This window comes from Ruegeria sp. YTSB088 (assembly GCF_059609825.1).
Map to the genome: position 1 here is coordinate 257,013 of NZ_JBXWMM010000007.1, position 22,820 is coordinate 279,832.

The 22,820-nt window shown below is 52.8% G+C and carries 18 protein-coding genes and 1 tRNA gene; 11 read left to right on the forward strand and 8 right to left on the reverse strand.

Annotated elements, in window-relative coordinates:
• Positions 1–53: 53 nt before the first annotated feature.
• From AC2FFA_RS13660 to AC2FFA_RS13675, 4 genes are all read right to left on the reverse strand, one after another.
• Positions 54–1,616 carry an arylsulfatase gene (locus tag AC2FFA_RS13660; RefSeq protein WP_117871178.1) on the reverse strand — a complete coding sequence of 521 codons (1,563 nt, stop codon included), beginning with the start codon at positions 1,614–1,616 and terminating at the stop codon, positions 54–56.
• Between the two features lie 464 nt (positions 1,617–2,080).
• The gene (locus AC2FFA_RS13665; RefSeq protein ID WP_496852010.1) at positions 2,081–2,344 is read right to left on the reverse strand and encodes a hypothetical protein; all 264 of its coding nucleotides are present in this window, start codon (positions 2,342–2,344) and stop codon (positions 2,081–2,083) included.
• Between the two features lie 456 nt (positions 2,345–2,800).
• Positions 2,801–3,877 carry a metallophosphoesterase gene (locus AC2FFA_RS13670; RefSeq protein WP_496852011.1) on the reverse strand — a complete coding sequence of 359 codons (1,077 nt, stop codon included), beginning with the start codon at positions 3,875–3,877 and terminating at the stop codon, positions 2,801–2,803.
• A gap of 749 nt (positions 3,878–4,626) precedes the next feature.
• The gene (locus tag AC2FFA_RS13675) at positions 4,627–5,580 is read right to left on the reverse strand and encodes an SDR family oxidoreductase (protein ID WP_496852012.1); all 954 of its coding nucleotides are present in this window, start codon (positions 5,578–5,580) and stop codon (positions 4,627–4,629) included.
• Positions 5,581–5,748: 168 nt separating this feature from the next.
• Between AC2FFA_RS13675 and AC2FFA_RS13680 the strand changes: the two genes are divergently transcribed.
• A complete protein-coding gene (locus AC2FFA_RS13680) occupies positions 5,749–6,642 on the forward strand; it encodes an AraC family transcriptional regulator (RefSeq protein WP_496852013.1) in 894 nt (297 codons plus the stop codon).
• 351 nt (positions 6,643–6,993) lie between these two features.
• Here AC2FFA_RS13680 and AC2FFA_RS13685 read toward each other — a convergent pair whose 3' ends face one another.
• Positions 6,994–8,202 carry a tetratricopeptide repeat protein gene (locus AC2FFA_RS13685; protein WP_496852014.1) on the reverse strand — a complete coding sequence of 403 codons (1,209 nt, stop codon included), beginning with the start codon at positions 8,200–8,202 and terminating at the stop codon, positions 6,994–6,996.
• 454 nt (positions 8,203–8,656) lie between these two features.
• On the opposite strand from AC2FFA_RS13685, the gene gntH reads away from it, so the two are divergent.
• The 6 genes from gntH (at position 8,657) to AC2FFA_RS13715 (ending at position 16,711) form a co-directional block, all read left to right on the forward strand.
• Positions 8,657–10,231, forward strand: a complete 1,575-nt coding sequence (gene gntH / locus AC2FFA_RS13690; protein WP_496852015.1) for a guanitoxin biosynthesis MBL fold metallo-hydrolase GntH — start codon at positions 8,657–8,659, stop codon at positions 10,229–10,231.
• A gap of 82 nt (positions 10,232–10,313) precedes the next feature.
• On the forward strand, positions 10,314–11,423 hold the full coding sequence (locus AC2FFA_RS13695; protein ID WP_496852016.1) for an HlyD family secretion protein: 1,110 nt from the start codon (positions 10,314–10,316) through the stop codon (positions 11,421–11,423).
• A gap of 29 nt (positions 11,424–11,452) precedes the next feature.
• Positions 11,453–12,139: an ABC transporter ATP-binding protein gene (locus AC2FFA_RS13700; RefSeq protein WP_496852017.1), complete on the forward strand. Its 687-nt coding sequence runs from the start codon at positions 11,453–11,455 to the stop codon at positions 12,137–12,139.
• Complete coding sequence (locus tag AC2FFA_RS13705; RefSeq protein WP_496852018.1) at positions 12,139–13,629, forward strand: ABC transporter permease; 1,491 nt, start codon at positions 12,139–12,141, stop codon at positions 13,627–13,629. Before AC2FFA_RS13700 ends, AC2FFA_RS13705 begins: the two co-directional genes overlap by 1 nt.
• Before the next feature lie 18 nt (positions 13,630–13,647).
• Positions 13,648–14,301 (forward strand): DUF3299 domain-containing protein, encoded by a 654-nt coding sequence (locus AC2FFA_RS13710; RefSeq protein WP_496852019.1) that lies wholly within the window; start codon positions 13,648–13,650, stop codon positions 14,299–14,301.
• Positions 14,302–14,815: 514 nt separating this feature from the next.
• A complete protein-coding gene (locus AC2FFA_RS13715; protein WP_496852033.1) occupies positions 14,816–16,711 on the forward strand; it encodes a DUF3604 domain-containing protein in 1,896 nt (631 codons plus the stop codon).
• Positions 16,712–16,926: 215 nt separating this feature from the next.
• Here AC2FFA_RS13715 and AC2FFA_RS13720 read toward each other — a convergent pair whose 3' ends face one another.
• The 3 genes from AC2FFA_RS13720 to AC2FFA_RS13730 all read right to left on the reverse strand — a co-directional run bounded on the left by AC2FFA_RS13720 (position 16,927) and on the right by AC2FFA_RS13730 (position 18,338).
• The gene (locus tag AC2FFA_RS13720) at positions 16,927–17,115 is read right to left on the reverse strand and encodes a hypothetical protein (RefSeq protein ID WP_496852020.1); all 189 of its coding nucleotides are present in this window, start codon (positions 17,113–17,115) and stop codon (positions 16,927–16,929) included.
• Between the two features lie 39 nt (positions 17,116–17,154).
• Positions 17,155–18,102: a tyrosine-type recombinase/integrase gene (locus AC2FFA_RS13725; RefSeq protein ID WP_496852021.1), complete on the reverse strand. Its 948-nt coding sequence runs from the start codon at positions 18,100–18,102 to the stop codon at positions 17,155–17,157.
• A gap of 146 nt (positions 18,103–18,248) precedes the next feature.
• Positions 18,249–18,338, reverse strand: a tRNA-Ser gene (locus tag AC2FFA_RS13730).
• A gap of 883 nt (positions 18,339–19,221) precedes the next feature.
• On the opposite strand from AC2FFA_RS13730, the gene AC2FFA_RS13735 reads away from it, so the two are divergent.
• From AC2FFA_RS13735 to AC2FFA_RS13750, 4 genes are all read left to right on the forward strand, one after another.
• Positions 19,222–19,491, forward strand: coding sequence for a potassium channel family protein (locus AC2FFA_RS13735; RefSeq protein ID WP_496852022.1), 270 nt, complete (start codon positions 19,222–19,224; stop codon positions 19,489–19,491).
• Positions 19,492–19,667: 176 nt separating this feature from the next.
• Positions 19,668–20,747: an AI-2E family transporter gene (locus tag AC2FFA_RS13740; RefSeq protein WP_496852023.1), complete on the forward strand. Its 1,080-nt coding sequence runs from the start codon at positions 19,668–19,670 to the stop codon at positions 20,745–20,747.
• Positions 20,744–21,808, forward strand: coding sequence for an HlyD family secretion protein (locus AC2FFA_RS13745; RefSeq protein ID WP_496852024.1), 1,065 nt, complete (start codon positions 20,744–20,746; stop codon positions 21,806–21,808). Before AC2FFA_RS13740 ends, AC2FFA_RS13745 begins: the two co-directional genes overlap by 4 nt.
• On the forward strand, positions 21,798–22,814 hold the full coding sequence (locus AC2FFA_RS13750; protein WP_496852025.1) for a DUF2955 domain-containing protein: 1,017 nt from the start codon (positions 21,798–21,800) through the stop codon (positions 22,812–22,814). The genes AC2FFA_RS13745 and AC2FFA_RS13750 overlap by 11 nt, the downstream gene beginning before the upstream one ends.
• Positions 22,815–22,820: the final 6 nt, after the last annotated feature.

Sequence of the window (22,820 nt, forward strand, 5' to 3'; positions counted from 1 at the left end):
TAGGCCGAGTGCATCACTTCAATTTGAAAGACGAAGCATCAGTCTCAAATCGTTTACTGAGAGATTCCACCCTCAGTTGATGTCTGTTCTTCCACGTGACCCTTGTTTGCGACCGGTTTTCCACGCGGAGGGAACTTCTCAAAGGTAGCAAGATGCGCCTGCACCAATCGAGCTGCTGGACCGAAGGCCCACATCTTCTCACCCATCCAGCGAACGTACATGCCGCTTTCGTCCGCAGCTTTTTCATAAGGGTCCCGCCGCAGATTGTAGAGCAACGGAGCAACCAATTCTTCCTTAGGACCTGACCAACCGTGATTTTGCACGACGAAATGTGCTTTCCAATCATTGTACCGAACGGCTTGGAGGTCCGTACCCTGATAATAAATCAGTTCACGACGACTGCTTTCTACTTGCTCACCTGTTAGATATGACAATTGATTGTAGCCATCGAGATGTACATTGTAGCCTTCATAACCCTCTAGCAGTTTCTCTTTCAGGTCTGCGGGACCTCCAGCGGCCGCAACGAAGGTGGGCATCCAATCCATCCCGCTGAAAATACCATTTAAGACCTGACCTTCGGGAATTTTTCCAGGCCAACGGATTATCGCGGGTACTCTGAATCCACCTTCCCAGGTTGTACCTTTCTCTCCATGAAACGGTGTGGTTCCACCATCAGGCCAAGTCAGTGTTTCCGGGCCATTATCGGCGGTGAACACTACTATGGTGTTGTCAGCAACGCCGAGGTCCTCAAGGTGCGCGAGCACTTTTCCAACGTTGTCGTCCAACTCCTTCATGACCACATCCTGAAGACCTCGACCATTGCCCAGCATCCCTTCGTACTTTGGGCTTAGATGGGTCCAGACATGAGCTCGGGCTGGAGCCATCCAGACGAAAAACGGTGTATTTGATTCAACCGCGCGCGAGATAAAGTCCGTCGTGTAGGAAGTTACTTCGTCGTCCAAAGTCTTTTGGCGTTCCGGCGGAGCTGGACCATCATCAATGATGCGCTGCTTTCCGACTTTACCAAAACGCGGATCGACTGTTTCATCCTCTTCCTCTGTCGCAAAGGAATGAATGATATTGCGGGGAGCAAATTGGGCGTTGAATTTTGGGTCGTCTGGCCAATCCGGGTCAGACGTGTATTCCATGGCGTTAAGGTGATAAAGCCAACCCCAGTATTCGTCGAAACCTTTCGTAGTAGGTAGGAACTCGTTCAGATCGCCAAGGTGGTTTTTACCGAACTGTCCGGTCGTATATCCCAGTTTTTTTAAGAACATCGGAAGTGTCGGATCATCTGGGTTCAAACCTATTGGGTCACCAGGCAATCCAACTGTATGCATACCGGTGCGAATTGGCATTTGCCCTGTCATAAAAGCTGATCGACCGGCGGTGCAGCTTGGCTCTGCGTAGTAATCTGTAAGACGCGCTCCCTCGGACGAGAGCTGATCCAAATTCGGCGTTTCAATGCTTTTGACACCGCCATGATAAACACCAACGCTTGCCCATCCCACGTCATCAGCCATGATAACAATAATATTTGGGGGTTGGCCCTCATCGGCCCAAGCTCCAGTGGCGGTAATACATAGCGCACCAACTAGTGAGACAATTTTTTTCATATGACCTCCCATCGCGTTACTTCTTTAAGACGATAGGCAAACCTTCGGGTTTGTAGAATACCTTAATTTATTAACTCTTTGTGCAGCCGTTAGTCAGCCATCAGGCGGTATCTCAGAAAACTCTACTGAGCAAACATGCAACTAATCTCAAAGCGCTAAGATTAGGCGAACGGCTGCTGTGTCCGCAAGCCAGTCGTAGCTAAGTTTTGGGAGAGCGACCGCTTTTGGTGAGAGCGGTCGTTCCTGTTCAAAACTCCGAGTTTTCGGGGGTGAACGTCCGCTCAAAGCCGCTAATCGGTCATCTGAGTAAATCCGTCAGGTGACTGCGTTGAGCCCAAACTCGACCATATTTATCTGGGCGTAAGGCTGTCAGAGCGAGAGACGAAAGTGGGTGCCAGTTCGTTTACAGCACAAGATGTCTCCAAACGCGCGCCCCAATCCCGATATTGTATGAGCCTTGCGGGTTATCGAAGATCAGAACTAGCTGCTTCAGACTTTTGAAACACCAGCAAGGTTATAAAAACACCGCCAATTAGCATTGTGTGAGCCGCAGCCGTTACGCCAAAAACAAAGTAGCTTCCAACCATGAGCGAAAAGATAGCGCTCCACATCCAGGCCAGCATTTGCATCAGCAAATGGGCGGTGGGAAGGGACTGGTTTTTTAGAGGATTCTTAGTTTCGTTCATTACTGAATCCCACGTTGATTTAACGTCCAATCTATTAGTCATGTTTCTACTCCCATTACCTTTATCAATGACCCAACTGGAAACGCTTAGGCGTCTCTAGAACCCGCGCTGGCGATGAGAAAAGGTATTGGCCGACAACGCGGTCCACAGTGTGTGGTAATACTGGAGATACGTGCCAAAAGCGTTAGCGGACCAATATATGCTCAGCTCCGCTGAAAAAGATTGACGCATTTGCTATGCGGCAACGCCCAAACCGTCTTAGCCCCAACGGCAGTTTTGTCCGCAACTCTGCCGTTCAGCAGATTTCAGCGAACGTTCGCTGCCGTTCAATGCAGACCTTCAGGCAAAATTTCTCGGAATGACCACAAATAATGACCGCTATCCGCTACTAACTCTGGCCAAAGTATCCCGCTTCAGCGATGCTGCACAGGGGCGCGAGACTGACCTCCTGGAGAAGGATTCTAAAGCGAATTGATGCTGCTAAGATTTGGCTTTGTTTCACTCGCAGGAAAGCGCACGCCTGACTAAACGGCATCGGTTCCGAGCCGCTCCTGTTTCATCGATCGCTTCCATCAACCAATTGCTGTCGGCTTGTCTGGTCAACATCAGAAAGCCGAAATCACCATTGTTCGCGACGATACTCGCCAAATTTCCGGCAACTTTGACATCGGTGACAACACCTGTGGGCATCGGATCAAGCTGCGTCCCGCCGTTGCCGCTAATACCCTGCACCGGTCCGTCCAACAAATCGATTGCTTGAAAAGCGTGAATATGGCCAGAAAGAAAAAGATTTACTGTTTCTGGAATGGCTCTACCGAATGCTGCGCGCTGTGTGTCGTCACCATCGATCAATTCACCGAATGCATGCATGTTTACCCAAAGTGGGCGATGAGTAAGAAACCAAGTTTCTCCGCTGATATTTGCAAACAAATCTCGCGCCATCTTACCGTAAACATTTAACAACTCAGTGCTGCTTTGAGGTGCAGGGCCTGCGGATGAATCAAATGCAATTAGATTGAGGCCGTTGACAGAAGCTATCCACGGCTCGGTCACAGCTGGACAATCTGAGGGAACGAAACCTGGGGCAAAATAACGGAACCATCCTTTGCTGCCGCGTCCGCAGTTTTCGTGATTACCTCTTATAAAAACAAATGGAGCGAGCTTGAGCAGCCTATCTGCAGGATCCAACCAGTCGGCAGACCACGTCTGGAAATTGTCACCAAAGGGCGATCCACCGCACTTCTCCGGTTCGGGGCACTCTGCCGATCGGTACAAATAGTCGCCAACGTGGATGACCAAGTCTGGCGATCTGGACGCAATTTCTGCGGCAATTGATTTCAATGGCCAGGCATCGGGATCATTGCAATCTTGTACTCTGGATCTGCGAATACGGCATCCAGTATCTCCAATCACGGCAATACGCTGTACGCTTTGACTCAAGGTTGGTAGCGTGTCTCCCTCAAGTTTCATCTTCTGTGAATCTTGTCGGGCACGATGCTCGCAAACGATTTCCGGAAATTGGTCATCTGGAGCAGCACGTTTATGCATTGCAACAACACGCCCGTCGATTTTCAACAAAGGGCAGCTAGACGATGTAGAGATAGCTCGAACAACAATTGTCTTGTCGGGCCCGAGTTGAACCCAATGCTGCAGTACTTCAGCAGTAGAAGGTGGAGCAACGAAACAAAGCCAAATCAAAGCCCCGAGAACGGTTGAAGCGGTCCTAGTCAACAAACGGGCACCCCTTTCGAATTAAGCGGCGAATTTACGATCGGGATCTGAAAAGTCCAGTGGATCTTGCAAGAGGAACTTAGGTTGAGGCAGCCGGCAACTTCAGTAGCATAGAATATCACACTTCATTTGAAAGCTTTCTGGAGTACCTCACCGCATGCACCATTGGGACGTACCGTATTGGCAAGGTGTCTGAGGTCTGTTCTTAGCCCGCTACGCATAGGTTCCAAAATGGCTGAGTTTACGAAGCCACTGCGCAGTAGGAGCAGCAAGCCGACCCGATGTCGGATTTGTCCGCATGCGAGACGTTGCACAGAGACGCAGAGAATGTCCGGATTGGATTTCGGCCGATTTGAGTGATTTGAACGTCCGCTTTCGGGAAATCGCGCTGTAGTGCCGCTACTCGTTCCAACTTTTGGTGGGCTCGCGACCACCAAACTCGCCGCATGAGCAAAAGGCGGCTTCGTCCCGCTTAGTGGTCATTCGCGATTTTTCGACCAACGTCCGCGTTGAGCCCATTCTACTAAATGCTGCACGGTGCACGAATTTCCGATGGTGGGTGAAGCATCACCAGCCGCACGGGACCCGTTGGATCAAATCTCCCACTTCAAGCCTGTTTCTTGTTCAGTGACCTCCCAAAGCCTTGCCATGACGGTCTTGTCATACGCGTGTGGGTTCAATTTACCCTTGCCAACCGGGCCTACGGCTTCAAGGCGGCCCGTTGGCCCGTAGAGCGCGCGTTGTTCGGTCAAAGCCTCTTCGGTGGCGCACATGACTTCGGGATAGGACCCTTGCTCGGCAGTCTGAACCATCGGTGTTTTGGTCATGAGCCACCAGATGAACCGCATCGTCCGGCTGCCGCTCGTACTGATCAGTGACGTTGCCGACGAGCCGGGATGGCAGACATAAACCTCGACCTCGGTGCGCCCGGCGGTGGCAAGCCTGTCCTGTAATTCATAAGCGAACATCATTTGCGCCAACTTGCTTTGCGAGTATGCGGTGTTCGGCCCGTAACCCTCCTCCCAGTTCATGTCGCCGAACTTGATCGTCTTCAGACCCATGTTGTAGCCAAGACTGGCGACAACGACGATCCGACCTTTCGAGGCTTCGATCCGCTCAAACAGAAGACCACAGAGTAGGAAGTGACCGTAATGGTTGGTGCCGAGCTGGCTTTCGAACCCATCCTCTGTCAGCTTGCGGGATGGCACCTGCGCGATAGCAGCATTGCAGATGAGCGCATCGATGCGGGGAACGGAATTCAGAACCTCGTCCGCAGCTTTGCGTACGCTTGCGAGAGAGGCCAGGTCCATGCGAATGAAGCTCACGTCCGCCCCGCTTCCGAACTCACTTTTCAGGTCCGCGAAAGCTGCCTGAGACTTCTCTGCCGAGCGGTTCAACATCACGACTTTGGCCTTCTTCTTAAGAAGCGTCCGCGCGGCCTGGAACCCGGCACCGGCGTTGGCGCCCGTGATGAGGTAGGTCTTGCCGGAAAGGTCGCCGAGGCGCTCGGGCATCCAGCCTTTGGGTCCGAATGTGGTATCTGGCATCTTTTGTCTCCTATCTGCGTTGGCGCGGGGACCGAGTGAATTGTGTTTCGGCTTGGAAATGCAGATAGCTCTCACCAGAATGCGGAAACAGGCGAGATCATCGCAAATACTTGCCCGATTGTATCAAGGTAGTTGCCTGCAACGATCTGGAGCCTTTACATCTCTCTTATGAGCAAGGATCAGATCAAGCAAATCATCGCAGGCCGAACCGAAACGGACGGCTTGACCGAGACGGGCATCAAGGGTGTACGGCTGTTTCGCGCCACGCGTTCAATCCCTTGTGTTCCAGCCGTTTACGAGCCCTGCATCGTGGCCATCGTGAGTGGGGTGAAGGAAGCCGTACTGAATGGCCGAAGATACGAATACGACAACAGTCAATATCTCTGCTGCCCAATGTCGATGCCGGTCAAGGCGGGGACGCCGTTGGCCTCGCGTGACCACCCGCTCTACGGAGTCATGGTCACTCTTGAGCAACGCGCTATGACCGAGCTGGAGATGGAGATGGAAAATGCCGGGGGCGTTCTGCCTTCGGTCAAAGGAGAACTGCGGGAGCCAGGAATTAGGTTTGCACGATGGGACGATGGATTCACTGAAGCGCTGCTGCGGCTACTGCAGCTCGGAAACAGCGAGACGGATACAGCAGTTCTCGGCGAGGCGCGATTACGTGAGGTGCTCTATGCGATCCTGAGTGGAGAAGCTGGCACCTTCGCACGGCAAGCATTTGGTGCTGGCAACGCCATCGCACGTTCAATTGCGCATGTGTCGTCACATCTGGATGCGCCGATCTCCATAGAGGATATGGCAAGCCGAGCGGGCATGAGCCGGGCGGTTTTCCATCGCAAATTCAAGCAGGTCACGACGATGGCTCCAATCCAGTTCGTCAAGACGATGCGCCTCAACAACGCCGCCATGAAGATCGCGGGCGGGATGCCTGTGAACGAAGCCGCAATGGACGTTGGTTACGTCAGCCCGTCCCAGTTCAGTCGCGAGTTCAGGCGCATATATGGGCAATCGCCGAGGCAATGGGGTGAGGAACAGAAACTACTGGTCAAAGTTGCTTGAGGCAGACTTGCGTGAGCAGAGCGGACATTGGAGCCCCGCGGCGAAGGGGAGCTTTGTCCGCAACTCGGACATAGACCCGATTTTGCTGAACGTCCGGTCCTGGTGAAAGCAGACATCGCTCAGAATCGCCCCGATTTCGTCGGCTCGAACGTCTGCTTCTGCCGAAAGTGGACATTCAAGAAAACTACCCGTAGTTCCGCAATGCGGACAAAGCTGCCGTTAGCTACAACAAATTCCGATGACCGCTTTCAGCGTACCTTAACACTACCGGGATATGTTCTCCTGTGTTGGCGGAAAAACACACTTTACGCACATGTGCCTGTCTCCAACCATGGCTCGAAAAGGAATATCTTAAAACCGCCATCCCGCATCTGTTAGGGCTGAAATCACTTCGTCCGATAGATTTGGACTGGAATAAAATGCTGCTAGAACAAGATCTGGCCTGAACTCTGGCCACGACTGTTTCAATTGTTTCAAGGTTGCATGTGCCTCTTTGGATTTGCCCAACCTTTGATAGGAAGCCGCCAAAAATACCAAAGACAGTGCACTGACGGGGTCACCATTGTCACTCGCAAATTTCAAAGACGCGATTGCTTCCCTAAAATCACCGATGTGAAAACTGGCAACCGCGTGAATGTTCCTGTGGGCAAACCGATGACTTCCTATCTCTCTGCGGTGGCTTGGGTCGCTGACGTCATACGCTTCTTCAAAGCGACCCATAACCAGTAGTATCACGCCGCGAAAGTCCAGAACGTTTCCGTCATTGGGTCGAAGCGACTGCGCGAGTGCTGAATACTCCAATGCTCTGTCATAGTCGCGGGAAACGTAAGATACCCATGCCATTGCCGATTGGCTCCAGCCGTTTGAGGGCGCAATGTCCACAGCTTTCTGAGCCATTTGTCCTGAATTCAGTATCAGCGCGTCACGCTCTTCCTCGTCTCGCGTTAGTAGAGCCTGGGTTCCCAGACTATGGGCCAATCCGGCATATCCACAGTAAAAATCGGGAGCCTCATTTATTGCTATTCTAAATATGTCGCTGGCCAGGATCTGGTTATCGATAGTTGCGATTGGAAAGAGCAGGCCCCGAGCTTGATCGCAGTAGTTTGACGCCTGTACTGCGGCGGGTGATTTGGCGGATAGAGCCTGTCGCTCAAGTGAGCGCGCGGATGTCTTTGGGTTGAGATCAACAACCTGTTCCATGCGCCCGCCCAAGAAGTAAGCAAGAGCAATGATCGCTATGGTGACAGCAGGGATGCCAATCAGCCAGGGTAATCCTGGCCTGAATGGCGTATGATCGACATTGCTCTGAATTGTACCAGAGCGGTCCTCGAACCAAGGCGCGTAGCCGCCGCTATCAATGTGAATGCGCAGATTGTCTCCAGCACCTGCCGTTTCATAGTACTGTTGAAGCTTCCGCCTTAACCGCCCTGCATCCACACGGACAACATTGATGTGGCCGTCATCACTGGCAAAACTCTTGAAGTAGACATCCTGAGCGATCGTTTTGCCAAGAATAGCCTCGGACCTGCCTTCAATGGCCTCTTCAACTACGTAGTTCAAGAAGTTCCGCAGGCGTTCCGCCTTGGCGAACGTGTCACTGGTCAACACGCGTTCCAAGGCATCCCTTACGCGGGTTGGATGCCGTTCCGGATCAAGTGTCAGATCTTGCTCAGCCATCTCGCAAATCAAGTTTTGCTGTATTTTCAAAACAATACTGCCGCCTGACCAACTGGATGTCACCCTAATTTCACGGTGTTACCCTACCGCGATACGCCTTGTGCCCTCAAGCTCGTGCTCAGAGAAGAACCAAGTGGCCGGACGATGACAGACGTCAGTTTACTAGAACTCACTTTCCCTGACCAAATCAACCGCATCCGCCACATGCGAAAGACTCATCATGGATTTGAGACGCTTTGCCAGGATTTCGAGCTGCTCTCGGCCGAGTTGGAGAGACCGGAGAAGGTCAATAAAACAACTCCAGCATGTCTGATCGATCCCGTCACGGAAAGCCTTGATGGCCTGGCTGAAGAAATCGCCGAACATCTTTCTTGGGTCATCCAATCAGAAATCGTCCCGAAATCAATTTCAGAAGTGGCTCCCATATTCACAAAGGCTCGAACAAAGGACTGAAAATATGCTGCAAGACAGATGCAATAAATCGATTAATTCACTCGGCGCACTCGCCGCCGCAGCGACATTGTTCGCCACTAGTGCGCTCGGTCAGGCTCCTCCAGTAAAGGAGCCCTCATCCCAAGAAGATATTGAGGCTGCACTGACCGGCGGCGTCCCCATGGGGCGTTGGAAAGAAGGTCTGACCTTTGAGGGCATCTCTCCACAACCGTGGTTGAAAAGCGCGGCAAACTGGTTCCCGCGCACAGAAGATGTACAGCCCAATGAGATGAGAATTATCTTCATGGGATCTGCCCCGTTCATTCGCCCTGGGCAAATGAACACGGCGATTCTTGTTGAGCTGGGCAACGGTAAGATTTTCATGTTCGACATTGGTGAAGGCTCACCTGCAAACATCATTGCCAGCGGATATGCACTGAATGAAATCACTGATGTTTTTATTACGCACCTGCACGTAGACCACTTTGGTGGGTTGCCGTACCTGTGGATGTTCGGAACTTGGGCAGGTGGATGGCACGAGCAGTTGACGGTCCATGGCCCATCCGGCCGCACCAAAGAGTACGGCACTGCAACCATGGTAGAAGGCATGAAAATGATGACCGGATGGCACCGGGACGCGTTCAGTGTCTTTCCCGTTGGCAAAGGTTGGGACATCGAAGTCAACGAATTTGATTTCCGTGACAATGGTGGCGTGATCTATGACGAAGACGGGGTCAAAGTCACACATTGGCAAAGAAGCCATGCCAAAGACGGTGCGTCGGGATACCGGATGGACTGGAATGGCATGTGCTTTATCTGGACAGGTGACGGTCGACCCAACATGATCGACATTCCTTTTGCCAAAGGCTGTGATGTCTTCGTCACGGAACAGCAGCAGGAAATCATCGAAATCTCCTCTGGAGTTCAAGGCGTGCCGCCCTTCCTCGGGCGTTATACCGTCGATACCCATCATACGCCCAGCTACGCTGCCGGCTACATTGCCAATCTGGTACAACCCAGGCTTCTGATGAACACTCACATGAGCTATGACCCATATCAGATTGAGGAAACCGTGGCGGAGATCCGAGAGCACTGGAAAGGCCCCTATCACTTTGGAGCGCCTGACGGGATCGTTGTGAACGTCACCAAAGATCAGATATGGGTTCGCGAAGGCATATTGCCCGAGTTTCCAAACTCAAGAGCGCCGCAGTTTGACTTTAGCAATGGTCAGTTGATCGTGCCCAAGCCGCCGCATCAGCGTGAAGACATTCAAGAACCCTACGTGCGAGATATGGAGATCGATCCTAAGCTGTACTATCCCGAAGGATATCATCCTGAATTGCTGACCGAGTGGCCAGTTGATGACGATCTTGTTGTTCCTCTGGATGCGCTTCCCGAAAATCTGAAGGAAAGTATGGGCGCGGCGTGGCGCCATCGTGAAGCCAACCGCAAAGTGTTGGAAGAGCAAAACGACAATTAAGTCATCATGACAAACAGGGCGATCACTCGTAAGCTCGGGTGGTCGTTCAAACTTTCCGGAAACATCACGAAGGAATGAAGTCTTGTTAATAGTACTCGGCCTCTACTTTGGAATAGTCTGGTTGGTCTTTTCCAAGTTTCACCTTCTCCCCTGGAATGGGTTCTGGAAAACTCTGGTTTACGGTGTAGCTGCTGTTATCGCTCTGGTGGTCATCGGTGCACTGAACCACACAACTCCGACTGGCCCGGTATCCATTCAGGGTGTTTCAACGAATATTGCTCCGAATGTGGCCGGCACGGTTACAGAAGTCATTGTCGAGCCAAACCAGGAAGTCGCAAAAGGCGAGCCTCTATTTCGAATAGATAATGAGGTGTATAAAGCCGAGGTCTCTCGGCTCGAAGCCGTCTTGGAAACTGCAAAGTCATCTGCCGATCAACTGGTATCAGATTTATCAGCTGCCGAGGCCGAGATTGAATCCTTGACTGCTCAGCTGACTTTCGGAATTCAGCGTCGTGATGACATCATCCGTTTGGAAGAACGCGGGGCATCAACCACGTTCCAACTGCAAGAGGCTGTCTCAACCATCGACCAGTTGACCGCGAATATCCGCGCAGCCGAAGCCCGGAAGACAAGCCTTGAGCGGCGTATCGCCGCGAAGATCGACGGGCGTGACGCAGGTGTTGTGGAGGCTGAACAGACGCTTGCGCAAGCTATTTGGGATTTAGAGCAAACAGTTGTGAAAGCTCCGGGAAACGGCGTTGTTACGGCTGTTTCACTCCGACCAGGTAACCGCGCCACTCCGCTACAAGGGGCAATTACTTTTGTCGAACCTGGAGACTATGCAATAATTGCTACTCTTCCCCAATCCAGTCGAACCAATGTTTCGGTCGGTGACGAAATCCGGCTTGCATTTAGAACGGAACCCGGTGGAGAAATTACCGGCCGTATTTCCGATTTTCCGGTCGGAACTGTCGAAGGCACTGTTGATCTAAGATCAGGTCTTCCCTCATTGCGGGAACTAGCTGGGATATCCAGCTACATCGTTTTGGTTGAACTACCTGCAGATACAGACAGTAATTCATTGCAATTTGGAACGTCAGGAACAGCTTTGGTCAAGACAGACAAAGCCGGAGCCATTGGTGTTTTGGCAGAGATCCTTTTCTGGATCACCAAAAAGCTCAATTATCTTTGAAAAACCTGACCAAAGCATCGGTGTCATCAATGAAAACTGTCGAACTCAAATCCTTGGTATTTCGGTGGCCTGGTCAACACGATCCGGTGCTCTCAGTCGATAACTTCGATCTTGAGGCCGGGGAAAGCGTGTTTATGAGAGGCCCCAGTGGCAGCGGAAAGACCACGTTGCTTTCGGCAATTGCCGGCGTGATCGATGTACCGCAAAGCGCGGTTCGCGTTGCAGGCACGGATGTCGGGGCTTTGGCTGGAGGTGATCGCGACCGTTTTCGCGTGGATCATTTGGGGATTGTTTTCCAAGTCTTTAATCTTTTGCCTTGGCTCAGTGCGCTTGAAAACACGTTGCTGCCCTGCCGATTTTCAGCGCACCGTCGCAATCGATCGGGGCCAGCCCCCAAGGCTACCGCAACACGGTTGCTAAGTGAGCTGGGTCTTGAGGATGCTGAGCTGATCAATCGACCTGCCAGCGCCCTGAGTGTTGGGCAGCAACAACGAGTTGCGGCGGCGCGGGCTTTGATAGGGGCGCCCGAAGTTGTGTTGGCGGATGAACCTACCTCGGCTTTGGATGAGGAAGCGAAAGACACGTTTGTCCAGCTGTTGCTGAAGGAATGCAATGCATCAGGGGCGAGTTTGCTATTTGTGAGCCATGATCGCAGCCTGGAAAAACACTTCGATCGGAGCGTCGACCTGCCAAAGCTGAACGCGGGCAAAACGTGATGTTCAACCTTTGTTTGAAAAGCCTTCTCAATCGCCGCTTTATCGCTGCGTTGACTGTTCTTAGCATTGCCTTGAGCGTGGCTTTGATTGTTGGGGTTGAGCGACTGCGAACAGAGGCACGAGCGGGTTTTGCCAATTCTGCATCAGGTATCGACCTGATCATTGCGGCACGCGGAAACGATGTGCAGATCCTGATGGCAACGGTTTTTGGTGTCGGTACAACAGGCGCCGGTATCACCTGGGACAGCTACGAGATGATCGAAGATCTGCCCCAGGTAAGCTGGACAGTGCCGATCATGATGGGTGACAACCATCGTGGATATCCAGTGATTGGCACGTCCAAGCATTACTTTGATCGTTTTCGTCACAGCGGCGGCCGACATCTGACCTTTTCTGAAGGACACTCTTTTTCGTCTGCATATGGCGCAGTGATCGGTGCAGAAGTTGCACGGGTGTTTGAATATGGGCTCGGCACGGCGATTGTGAATGCCCATGGTTCGGGTGAAGTTGCCTTTGATGTCCACGACGAAGCGCCTTTCACAGTGACCGGCGTGCTGGGGCATACCGGGACGGCCGTTGACCGAATGGTTTTTGTCTCGCTCGAGGGTTTTGACGCCTTACACGAAGAACCTACATCAGAGGGTGCGGACCCGTTTGTTTTGGTCGATGCACCTGAAGTCGCCGAAGAACACGAAGACCATGACACCGAGCATTCCCATAATGAAGACCACGCAGCCAGCGAATTTGCGAACAGGCATGCGGATCACGGCGAAGAACACGAAGACCATAGCCATGTGGAGTTAGACGAGCCTGACGAGCACGAAGAAGGGCATCAGGAACATGACGACAGTCATGCCCACGAAAGCGACCTTGAAGACGAGGCGGAAGCTGTCAGGACTTCTGGCGAGCACGATCACGGTGGCCATGATCATGAACCGGGGGCCATCAACGCGATTTTTGCCGGGCTTGAGGAGAAGACAGCGGTGCTTTCAGTTCAACGGCAACTGGCAGACCATCGCGACGAGGCACTGACTGCTGTTCTTCCTAATGTTGCGCTGTTGCAGCTTTGGTCGATTACCAGTACGGCCGAGACTGCGCTGCGTCTGATGGCAGGCGCTGTGGCAGTGGCTGGAATGATCGGCATGGTGGTCATGTTGTCTGCTTCGCTCGACAACCGGCGGCGTGAATTTGCGATCCTTCGATCCGTGGGCGCAACACCAGCCGGCGTCTTTTCCCTGATCTTGCTTGAAGCCGTTTTATTGTTGTCGGCCGGCATCGTGCTTGGAGTAATCGCGCTCAGCGCTCTCACGCTCGTGATAGATCCGATTCTTGCCGCAAATTTTGGGCTCCGCATCGGTGTTGACCTGCCGAGTTTTCGCGAGGTTCTTCTCATAGCCCTCGTTTTCTGCTCTGGTCTTCTTGCCAGTATTATACCTGCGTTAAGGGTGTACCGTATGACGCTATCAGACGGACTGTCGGTGCGGCTTTGAATAAGAGGATCCGCTGAAATGAAGACCATTGCGCATTTTCTGAATATCTTATTCGCCCTTGCGATTGCGGGGCCTCTTCTTGCAGCGGATCCGCGCAACATAAGTTGGCAGGATCTCCTTCCTGAAGAGCGGCCCTACCACGATCCTTTTGCCACCCTAGAATATTCTCAGGTCAATGCGTTGGCCATGCTTTATCGGATTGAGGTTCTGCATGCGGACACTGCGGATGACAAGAAGCGCGCCGAAGCGGTTCAGATCCGCGAAGACCTCGTATCTCAAGGTCTTGATCCAGATTGGTTGTTTGAACAACGCGAAATTGTGATGAACCAACGGTTGATTGCCGCGCGCGAACCGAACCTTGACCTTTTGGGGGAGAACGTGCGCCTTCCCGGCTATCTCCTTCCCCTGGATATTGTTGACCAGAAGGCGGTCGAATTCCTTCTGGTTCCGACAGTTGGAGCCTGCATTCACACACCACCACCTCCAGCCAATCAGATGGTCTATGTGCGATACGAACAAGGCTTCGAAATCGACGAGTTGTATAAGCCAGTCTGGATAAGCGGGGAAATGCGGGCACTGAGCAGGTCCCAGTCACTCAATTACGTGGACGGCCAGGCCAACATCGAAACCTCATATGCGATGGATGCGCTGTCGGTAGAAATCTATGACTGATCAGTCAGACTAGAGGTCCGTTCCATGGCTTCACCGGGATACATCTTTGCACCACACCCCTGTATCAGGATCTTTGGTTCGTGCAGATGTGACGCTGCAAATCTCTCCTGAAGCTCCTTGATGATCAATACGGCGATTTTTTTGTCACAAACCGCCATTTTGTGACCACACCAATCCGCGCGCATGGGTTTCACAAGTACACCCGGCAACCCTCGCTGGTTAATCTGCTTATCATAAGTAGCGAGAACTCTTTTTCATTGCTCTTGATCGATCATGTTGTCTCTTTGACTAATTGATCAGAGTTCTTAATCGAATCGCATACCGCGCTTGTAAGCCGCCTTTCGTGCGTGTCGCGGCATCCGTTAGTTTGGGCTCAATGCGGTCGTTCGCTGCAACTTGCTTGAACGTGTACTTTGCGGACTTAGCAAACCTTCGAACTAAGTCGGAAAAAATTCCGGAGCAGAGTTGTGCTATGGTGCCTTAAATTAGGGAGGAAAAATTGTTTCGCTATGTTTTGCCAGCAGCTCTCATTCTGGGGAGCCCAGTCTTAGCTCAGGATGCAATAAATCCGTCGGGCCTTTCCGGTCCTTCCGGTCGACCTTATTCACCTTACGCCGAACGCGCATATCCAACACAAGTCTATTTTGGTGACACTCACGTTCATACTGGGCTTTCCGGCGATGCTGGTGGAGGCGGTACGCGCCTCATGCCGCGTGATGCCTATCGGTTTGCGCGTGGCGAAGAAGTTGTGTCGAACACGGGGCAACCTGTAAAATTGTCGATGCCTCTCGATTTCTTCATGATTACAGATCATTCGGATGCGATGGGTGCTATCACCGACATCATCGGAGGTGCTCCCAACATCTTAGCAGATGAGCAAGGCAGATATTTCCATGAAGAATTCAACAAAGGTGGAGAAGCCGCTCTGGCGGCTGCGCTCGAGCTGACAGCGGCGTTTGCTCAAGGACAGGTTTCCCCTGCGCTGAACTATCAACCGGGCAACCCCGCGTATGCCCGTGTTTGGGGCGATATTATCGATGCCGCGGAAGAGTACAATGATCCCGGCGTGTTCAGCACCTTTATCGCCTATGAATGGACATCTCTTGTTGCAGGGAACAATTTGCACCGAAATGTGATCTTTCGCGACGGCCCTGAGCTCACAAGACAGGTACTGCCTTACACAACAACGCCACCGGTGGGCTCACCTAACCCTCGTGATCTTTGGAAGTGGTTGGAGAACTATGAGCAAACGACAGGCGGGCGTGTGCTTGCTATTCCACATAATGGGAACTTGTCTAACGGCTGGATGTTCCCTTTAGTCGATGACTTCGCGGATGGGGTGCCGCTAGATCCCGCATACTCAGAAGCGCGAAACAAATGGGAAAGACTGTACGAACCAACCCAGATTAAGGGAGATGGTGAGGCCCACCCGTTCCTGTCACCTGACGATGAATTTGCCGACTTCGAAACGTGGGATTACGGCAATCTGGATGCTTCGGTTCCGAAAGAGCCAGAAATGTTGCCCGGTGAATACGCTCGATCCGGGTTGCTTCGAGGCCTGTCCCTACAAAAGACTTTGGGGGTGAATCCTTTCAAGTTTGGCTTGGGTGGGGCCAGTGACACACACACAGGTTTGACAACTCCAGACAACGACAATTTCTTCGGGAAATTCACCGGGTATGAGCCCAGCGAAGAGCGCAGCCAACATGTCAGCAAGACCTATGCTGACGGGACTGTTGCGCTGCTTTCATCGCAATACATTACTGGCGGTCTGACCGCAGTATGGGCGCAGGAGAATTCCCGAGAAGCCATTTGGGATGCGATGCATCGGCGTGAAACCTACGCAACTACAGGACCTCGAATGCGCGTCCGTATGTTCGGTGGATATTCTTTTACCGAAGAAGATGCCTTGCGGCGCGACTTGGCGCTTGTGGGATACACCAAAGGTGTGCCGATGGGTGGTGATCTTGCCCCCGGGGAAGGCGCACCTTCCTTTCTGGTATATGCGCTTCGTGATCCGATGGGAGCAAACCTGGATCGAATCCAGATCATAAAGGGCTGGTTGGATGCAGATGGAGATCAACGGGAAAAGGTCTATGACGTGGCCTGGTCTGGTACCCGCGAACCAGATGCCGCTGGTAGGTTGTCATCCGTAGGCACCACAGTGGACCTTTCAATTCCCTCGTGGACCAACACAATTGGAGCCTCTGAGCTGGGAACCGTGTGGGAAGACCCGGATTTCGATCCTTCGGAAAGCGCATTCTATTATGCCCGGGTCATAGAAATTCCAACCCCTCGATGGACGACGTATGATGCCGTCAAATTTGGAATACAAATGCCAGATAACGTCCCAATGACAGCACAGGAACGCGCCTACACTTCGCCGATTTGGTACTCGCCGCAACAGTAGCTCGATTTACAATGTCGGTCGGGTATGGGTTCACACCTGGTAATGATGCCAATCGCCAACGTCAGACTTTCTGTTGATGTGCCCTCGCCATTGCCGAATAGAGGCGGGGTGCAGGGTGCTTGTCGGGTCGTGCGCCCAGAGGGCAGCCAGCAAGTGCCAAGTGCGGAACGATCCGGGTCGAGGTATTGCCGTCATTAAAATGCGATCACTCCGCTTCAGTGGACGAAGATGTGGCCCGCCTGAGAAGCGCAATGATGGCCGTTTTCGATGCCGGGTTGTGTCGCTAGGTATGTGTTCCTTCGTTGCTCCTTCGTTTCCAACGGCGAAACGAAGATCCGCTCCGGGCTCGAAGCGGCCATCGAAACAGTTCTGTCGAATGACTGCTTTTCCTTGGTGCCGGTCATGCACGGTGACTCCATCCTGCCGCATCCGGCGCAGCAGCATCAGCATGGACATGTTCGACAAGGGGTAATGCCGCTTTTGACCCTCGAACACATAGTCAGACGCCAGCGCACGCAGCGGCTCCAGTATGGCCTGCATTTCGTCGGTGAGGGGGCACGATGGACCTGCCCGCCTTTCATGCGATCCGCAGGTATGGTCCACAGACGCGTCTCGACATCAACCTCAGGCCACTTCATCTCCAACACCCCTAAGGTTCGGCAGGCGGTCAGGATGGTGAACTGTAGCGCCTTGGCAGCCATGGCTGAGCGCGTCTGCAACTCGGCATAGAACGCGGGTACCTCTTGCCACGGCATCGCGTCATGGTGCTGGACCTTGGCTTTGACGGTGGGAAGTACCTTGCCTTCGCGGATCGCGGTCACCGGGTTCTCGCCCGAGCGGAAGCCTTTGGACTTTGCCACATCGAGCACCGTTTTGATCCGTTGCGACAGTCGCTTTGCGGTTTCGTGTTTCTCGGTCCAGATGGGGGACAGGCACATCAGCACTTCGGGCTGATCGATGCTGTCGACCGGCATGCGGCCGATCTTGGGGAACGCATAGTCGCGTAACGTGTTGAGCCACTGCTGGCCGTGCTTGGCATTCTTCCATGTTGGCAGGCGGTCGATGTGAACTTGTCGGCTGAGTTCTTCGAAGGTCGGGATTTCACGCTGGGCGTTGAAGCGCGGGTTCAACCCGGCTTTCGCCATACGCCTGTATTCCAGTGCCCTCTCGCGGGCCTGAATCAGTGTGACGACGTCAGCGCCGCCCAATCCAAAATCTGTGCGCAGCGGCGCGCCCTTGCGGTTCTTCTGTCCCTTGACTGTTACGCGGACGACCCAGCGTCGCGCACCCGAGGGATCGACAACAAGGTACAGGCTAGAACCGTCGCCATGCCGACCCGGGCCAAGATTCTCTACCAGCTTCTTTGTCTGCTTCCCGCTGAGCGCAGCCATGAAACACCACAATATATACCACTCAATGAAATACACTAAGAGCAACTTAGTAAAACTCAAGATGATACTATGAGATGGTAAATACCGATTATTTATATATTTACAGCATGTTAAACACGCCATGCCAATTCACTGAAATGGGTTGATGGCGGAGACGAAGGGATTCGAACCCTCGAGACCCTTCCGGGCCTACTCCCTTAGCAGGGGAGCGCCTTCGACCACTCGGCCACGTCTCCGTCGACGGGTATATCCGTGCAAGCGACGGAAATACAAGGCCGTTTCTACATTGTTTGGCTTTTTTTACCGACTCGCTCGAAGCCATTGAAAAAGCGCAGAATAGCTGCGTCTTCCACCGGTTTTGGGTCAGATTTGATTAACGCATTTCAAGCCCCAACATTCAGCAATATTCATAGAATCGCGTTTCCCAAGGGGTCGGATGGGCTTTGTTGCACAAATCCGTTGTCGGGCAGACTTCCCCTTTGCCCGGACGGGCTCACTCCCCGGACGGACTAATCCTACGGGCTCTTTGACGGGTGTGCCAAAAGCGGTTTAGTGGTTCAGGGCCCCGACGCCTGCCCGGATTTCAACGACCTGTCAGTCGCAGGTGCGAGCCATGAGTGACTGAACACGAAGTTCGTCTTGCTCTCGACATGGATCCAGTGGTGATATCCGCTCCTTCGCCGCCACAGGGCACGGCCCAGGTATCGCGATGCGTTGACTGCTTCGTTCCGGGCTATTGCCTCTGCGCTGGTTGTTTCAGAGTTTGGTGTTCTCACGCGGCGGGATGACCGCATGGATATAACGGGCAGTGAACGCGCGGCTTGCCGGGAAACTTGGGCAACGGGTTCAAGACGCGCCATCTAGGCGTCGGCCGCCCCCAAGAGATCAGACGTGTTTATCGCTCGTTATCGAACGTGAGTTACTCTGCCAAACGGAAATCAAGGGGTCAGGACCCTTTGGCGGGTCGACGCATCCTTCAACCGACAGGCAGCCGGTTTCCCTGGATTCTCCACATTCATCCAATAACTGTTATATGTGAATTCATCAAACAATGAGGACATGATGAACTCACTAACCAGAATAACACGAGGGATAGGCGTCGCCCTCAAGGACGGCAGAGTGAAAGGCATTCTTGCATTCACGGTTGGAATGATTTTTTGGGCCTCGGTCTTTTACCACTTTGTCGAAGGTTGGAGTTGGCTCGACTCAATCTACTTTTCTGTCGTGACAATTTCGACCGTGGGGTTTGGTGACTTCTCACCTGAAACCGCGGCAGGGAAGATCTTCACAATGATTTACATCGTCGTGGGCCTCGGTGTCTTCGTAACCGCGGCGACCACAGTGGCGGATACAATCTTGTCCCAGGACGACAAAAAAGCGGACAAGTAGATTATCCCAGTTTGGCCAAATCGAGTTCATGCCCAGGCATTGGTTTGACTGGGACCCTCAAGCCGTGGCCCGGATTCATTTGTGTCTTCAAGCTGATAGATGATCACCAAAATTCAAAAAAATATACATATTATGTTTTTTGAGTGTAACATTCGAAAAACACATGGAGGGATGGAATGGAAAAGACTCAGGACGCGAAGATTGTCGATCTGGCAATACGATTGCTCTTTCTCGGATTATTCCTCTACAGCGCCTTGATCATGGTCGCCCCGCTTGCAAGCGTGGTTATCTGGGCAACGATCCTTTGCGTTGCGCTGTACCCGGCATTTGATTGGCTGCAATCCAAGTTGGGAGGGCGGAAGAAGCTTGCGGCGGCGATCTTGGTTTTGGCGGGTCTTGTTTTGACCTTGGGGCCGGTTGCTACGGCGATATCCGGTGCTGCAGAACTTGGGTCTGAGTTCGCGGAACAAGCAGACAAGGGTGAGTTGAAAGTCCCGCCTGCGCCCGAGGGCCTTAAGGAACTGCCATTGGTTGGAGACAAAATTTCCGATGTTTGGGGTATGTTCGAGCGGAATCTGGACGGCGCGCTTGCAAAATACGGCGCGCAAATCCTTGAAATCACAAAATCGCTCTTCGGAAAGGTGTTGGGCATCGGAATCGGGCTTCTTGGCTTGGCCCTGTCCGTATTGATTATGGGGGCGTTGTTCAGCCCCGGGCCAAATTTGGTCCAAGGTCTCCAACGCTTTGCAAACCGTGTTTTCGCACCGCGCGGCGGTGAATTCGTAACACTGGCAGGTGCAACAATTCGGAACGTGACAAAAGGCGTGATCGGCGTAGCAGCCATTCAGGCGGTCTTCGTTTGGATACTGCTGGCTTTGTTCGGAATTTCTTCGGCCGCCACGCTGGCATTTATCTGCCTGATACTCTCGATCATCCAAATCGGGCCCGGATTGGTTCTTATACCGGTTATTATCTACGCATGGAGTTCCATGTCCGGCGGAACTGCTTTGATATTCACCATATTGGCCGTGCCCGTCACAATAATGGACAGCTTCCTAAGACCCGTGTTCATCTCAAAAGGCCTCGAGACTCCCATGTTGGTCATCCTCATCGGTGTTCTCGGAGGTATGATGGCGTACGGTTTGATCGGCGTATTCATGGGACCGGTACTCTTTGCCGTCTTTTATGAGTTGTTCAAGGTTTGGATTGATACCTCGCCCGAAGCCGAGGCCGCTGCAGAAGGTGCGGCGAAATGAGGAAGACGATCTGGACAACCCTGGCTGTCATTCTGATTTTTCTTGTCTGGTACCTGGTCGCTGATCGGAAAACGCCATTTACCGGGAACGCCAGAGTGAAAGCCGTGGCGACCCAGATCGTCCCGCAGGTGACTGGTACCGTGACTGAAGTACTGGTCGAAAATGGTCAGATTGTCTCGGCCGGAGATGTCCTTGTCCGGATCGACCCCCGACCCTATGAAATTCAGCGCGACAAGGCGGAAGCTGACCTCGAAGCTGCCACGCAGGAAGTGGGTGCATCCTCGGCAGAGGTAAGAGCTGCACAAGCCAAGCTGGCAAGGGCGCAGAGTGATCTGGATACAATGCGCATTCAAACGGAACGCGTTTTTGCGCTTGAAAAGAAAGGGTTGATTGCCGTCTCAAAGGCCGATGATGCACGAGGTCAACTTGCAGAGTCTGAGGCAAACTTTGAGAACGCAAAAGCGGATCTGGAAAAAGCAAAACAGAGGCTTGGTGACGACGGGATTGAAAACCCGAAAATCCAGCGCGCGTTGGCTGCATTGGCGGATGCGGAACTGAACCTTGAATGGACCGAACTACGCGCTCCGGCGACGGGCGTCATATCCAATCTGCTGATAGCGCCAGGGACGTATGCGCGATCCGGTCAGGATCTATTGACGTTTCTTGATGCAACTGACGTCTGGATCGAGGCGTATTTTACCGAGAACAACCTTGGAAGAGCCTCCATAGGGTCCCCGGTTGATGTCGTGTTGGACATGCATCCCGGTAAAATCGTTTCGGGCGTCATCGAGAGCTTTAGTGCGGCCGTTTCCTTAAGTGGCGGTGATGAGCCCGGGCAATTGGCGAGCCCGCCAAGCACCAAAGGGTTTTTGCGAGAGCCTGAAAGGTTCCCGGTCCGGATTGTTTTGCCCGGTTACGAAGCTGGAAGCACAGAAGATGACCTTCGCTTTCAGCTCAACGGACAGGCCGATGTGATTATGTACCTAGGTGACAACACTTTGCTGAACCTCGTTGGTCGTACCTACATTCGCTTGGTTTCAATTCTGTCCTATGCGTACTGAGGACCAACGCTCTGTCACCCGGCTTGCACTGGGTGTAACTGGCGTGTTTTCCTTGGGCCTGTTTCTTGGCTGGCCACTCGCTGTTGTTGGCGCGGTGTTCACGGCCCTTTTTCTGCAAGCACCTGCCGCATTGCCTTTAGCAGCATTTGCCAAGCTTTTTGTCTTCTCTATTGGATTGATGTTCATTTCATTCCTTATGTCGTCGATCTTCTCGCCTTATCCACTCGTGTTTCTCATTCTCGTGGCAATTGGAATAATCCTGTCTTTCATGTGGTCGGTTTCCGGCGCCGGAGTTTTACCGGGCGTCATAGCTCTCATGGGGGCGTTGATGATCCCGAACCTGGTTCTGCAATCCCAGGATCTGGCCTTGGTGCTAGTGTATTGGATTCCGTTGAACCTGCTGTTTGCAGGCATGGTATCGACGCTGATGTTCGTACTGATACCTGCTGAACCTCAAACGGCAGCTCAAAAGAAAGCTGTATTGTCGCCGGACTTCGACCCACATCGTCGAATAGTCAGGATGTCGCTTGTCACCATTCCGTTTGCTATGGCGTTTTTTGTTTCCGGCGCGTCTGCTTTGCTGGTTCTGTTCTTTGTCGCGTTGCTGAGCCAGCAACTTGCGGCGATGCCTGCGGCCGGCAAGACAGTTGCAAAATCTATGCTGACGGCAAACCTCCTTGGGGCTGCGGTGTCTATCGTATGCTATGAAATAAACGTCATGGCTCCGGTTATTCTGACACCCATTCTGCTGTGTTTCTTCTTCTGTCTGTCACTCGGAGCGCTTGGAAAATCTCAAGCTCCGCTCGCCGCGGCAGCCGGTTCAGCTATTACAACGGCTCTGATCGTATATGGCGGGTCGGTTGCGCCGTTTTCAGACGAGGCTGACGTCAAGAGCATCACTCGGGTTATGCAAGTTGCCAGCGCCGCTATCTTTGTGATCATCGCATATGTTGTGGTGGATGAATTCTGGCCGGAAAAAAAGCGCCAGACAGCTGAATGCAGCTAGGGTCAG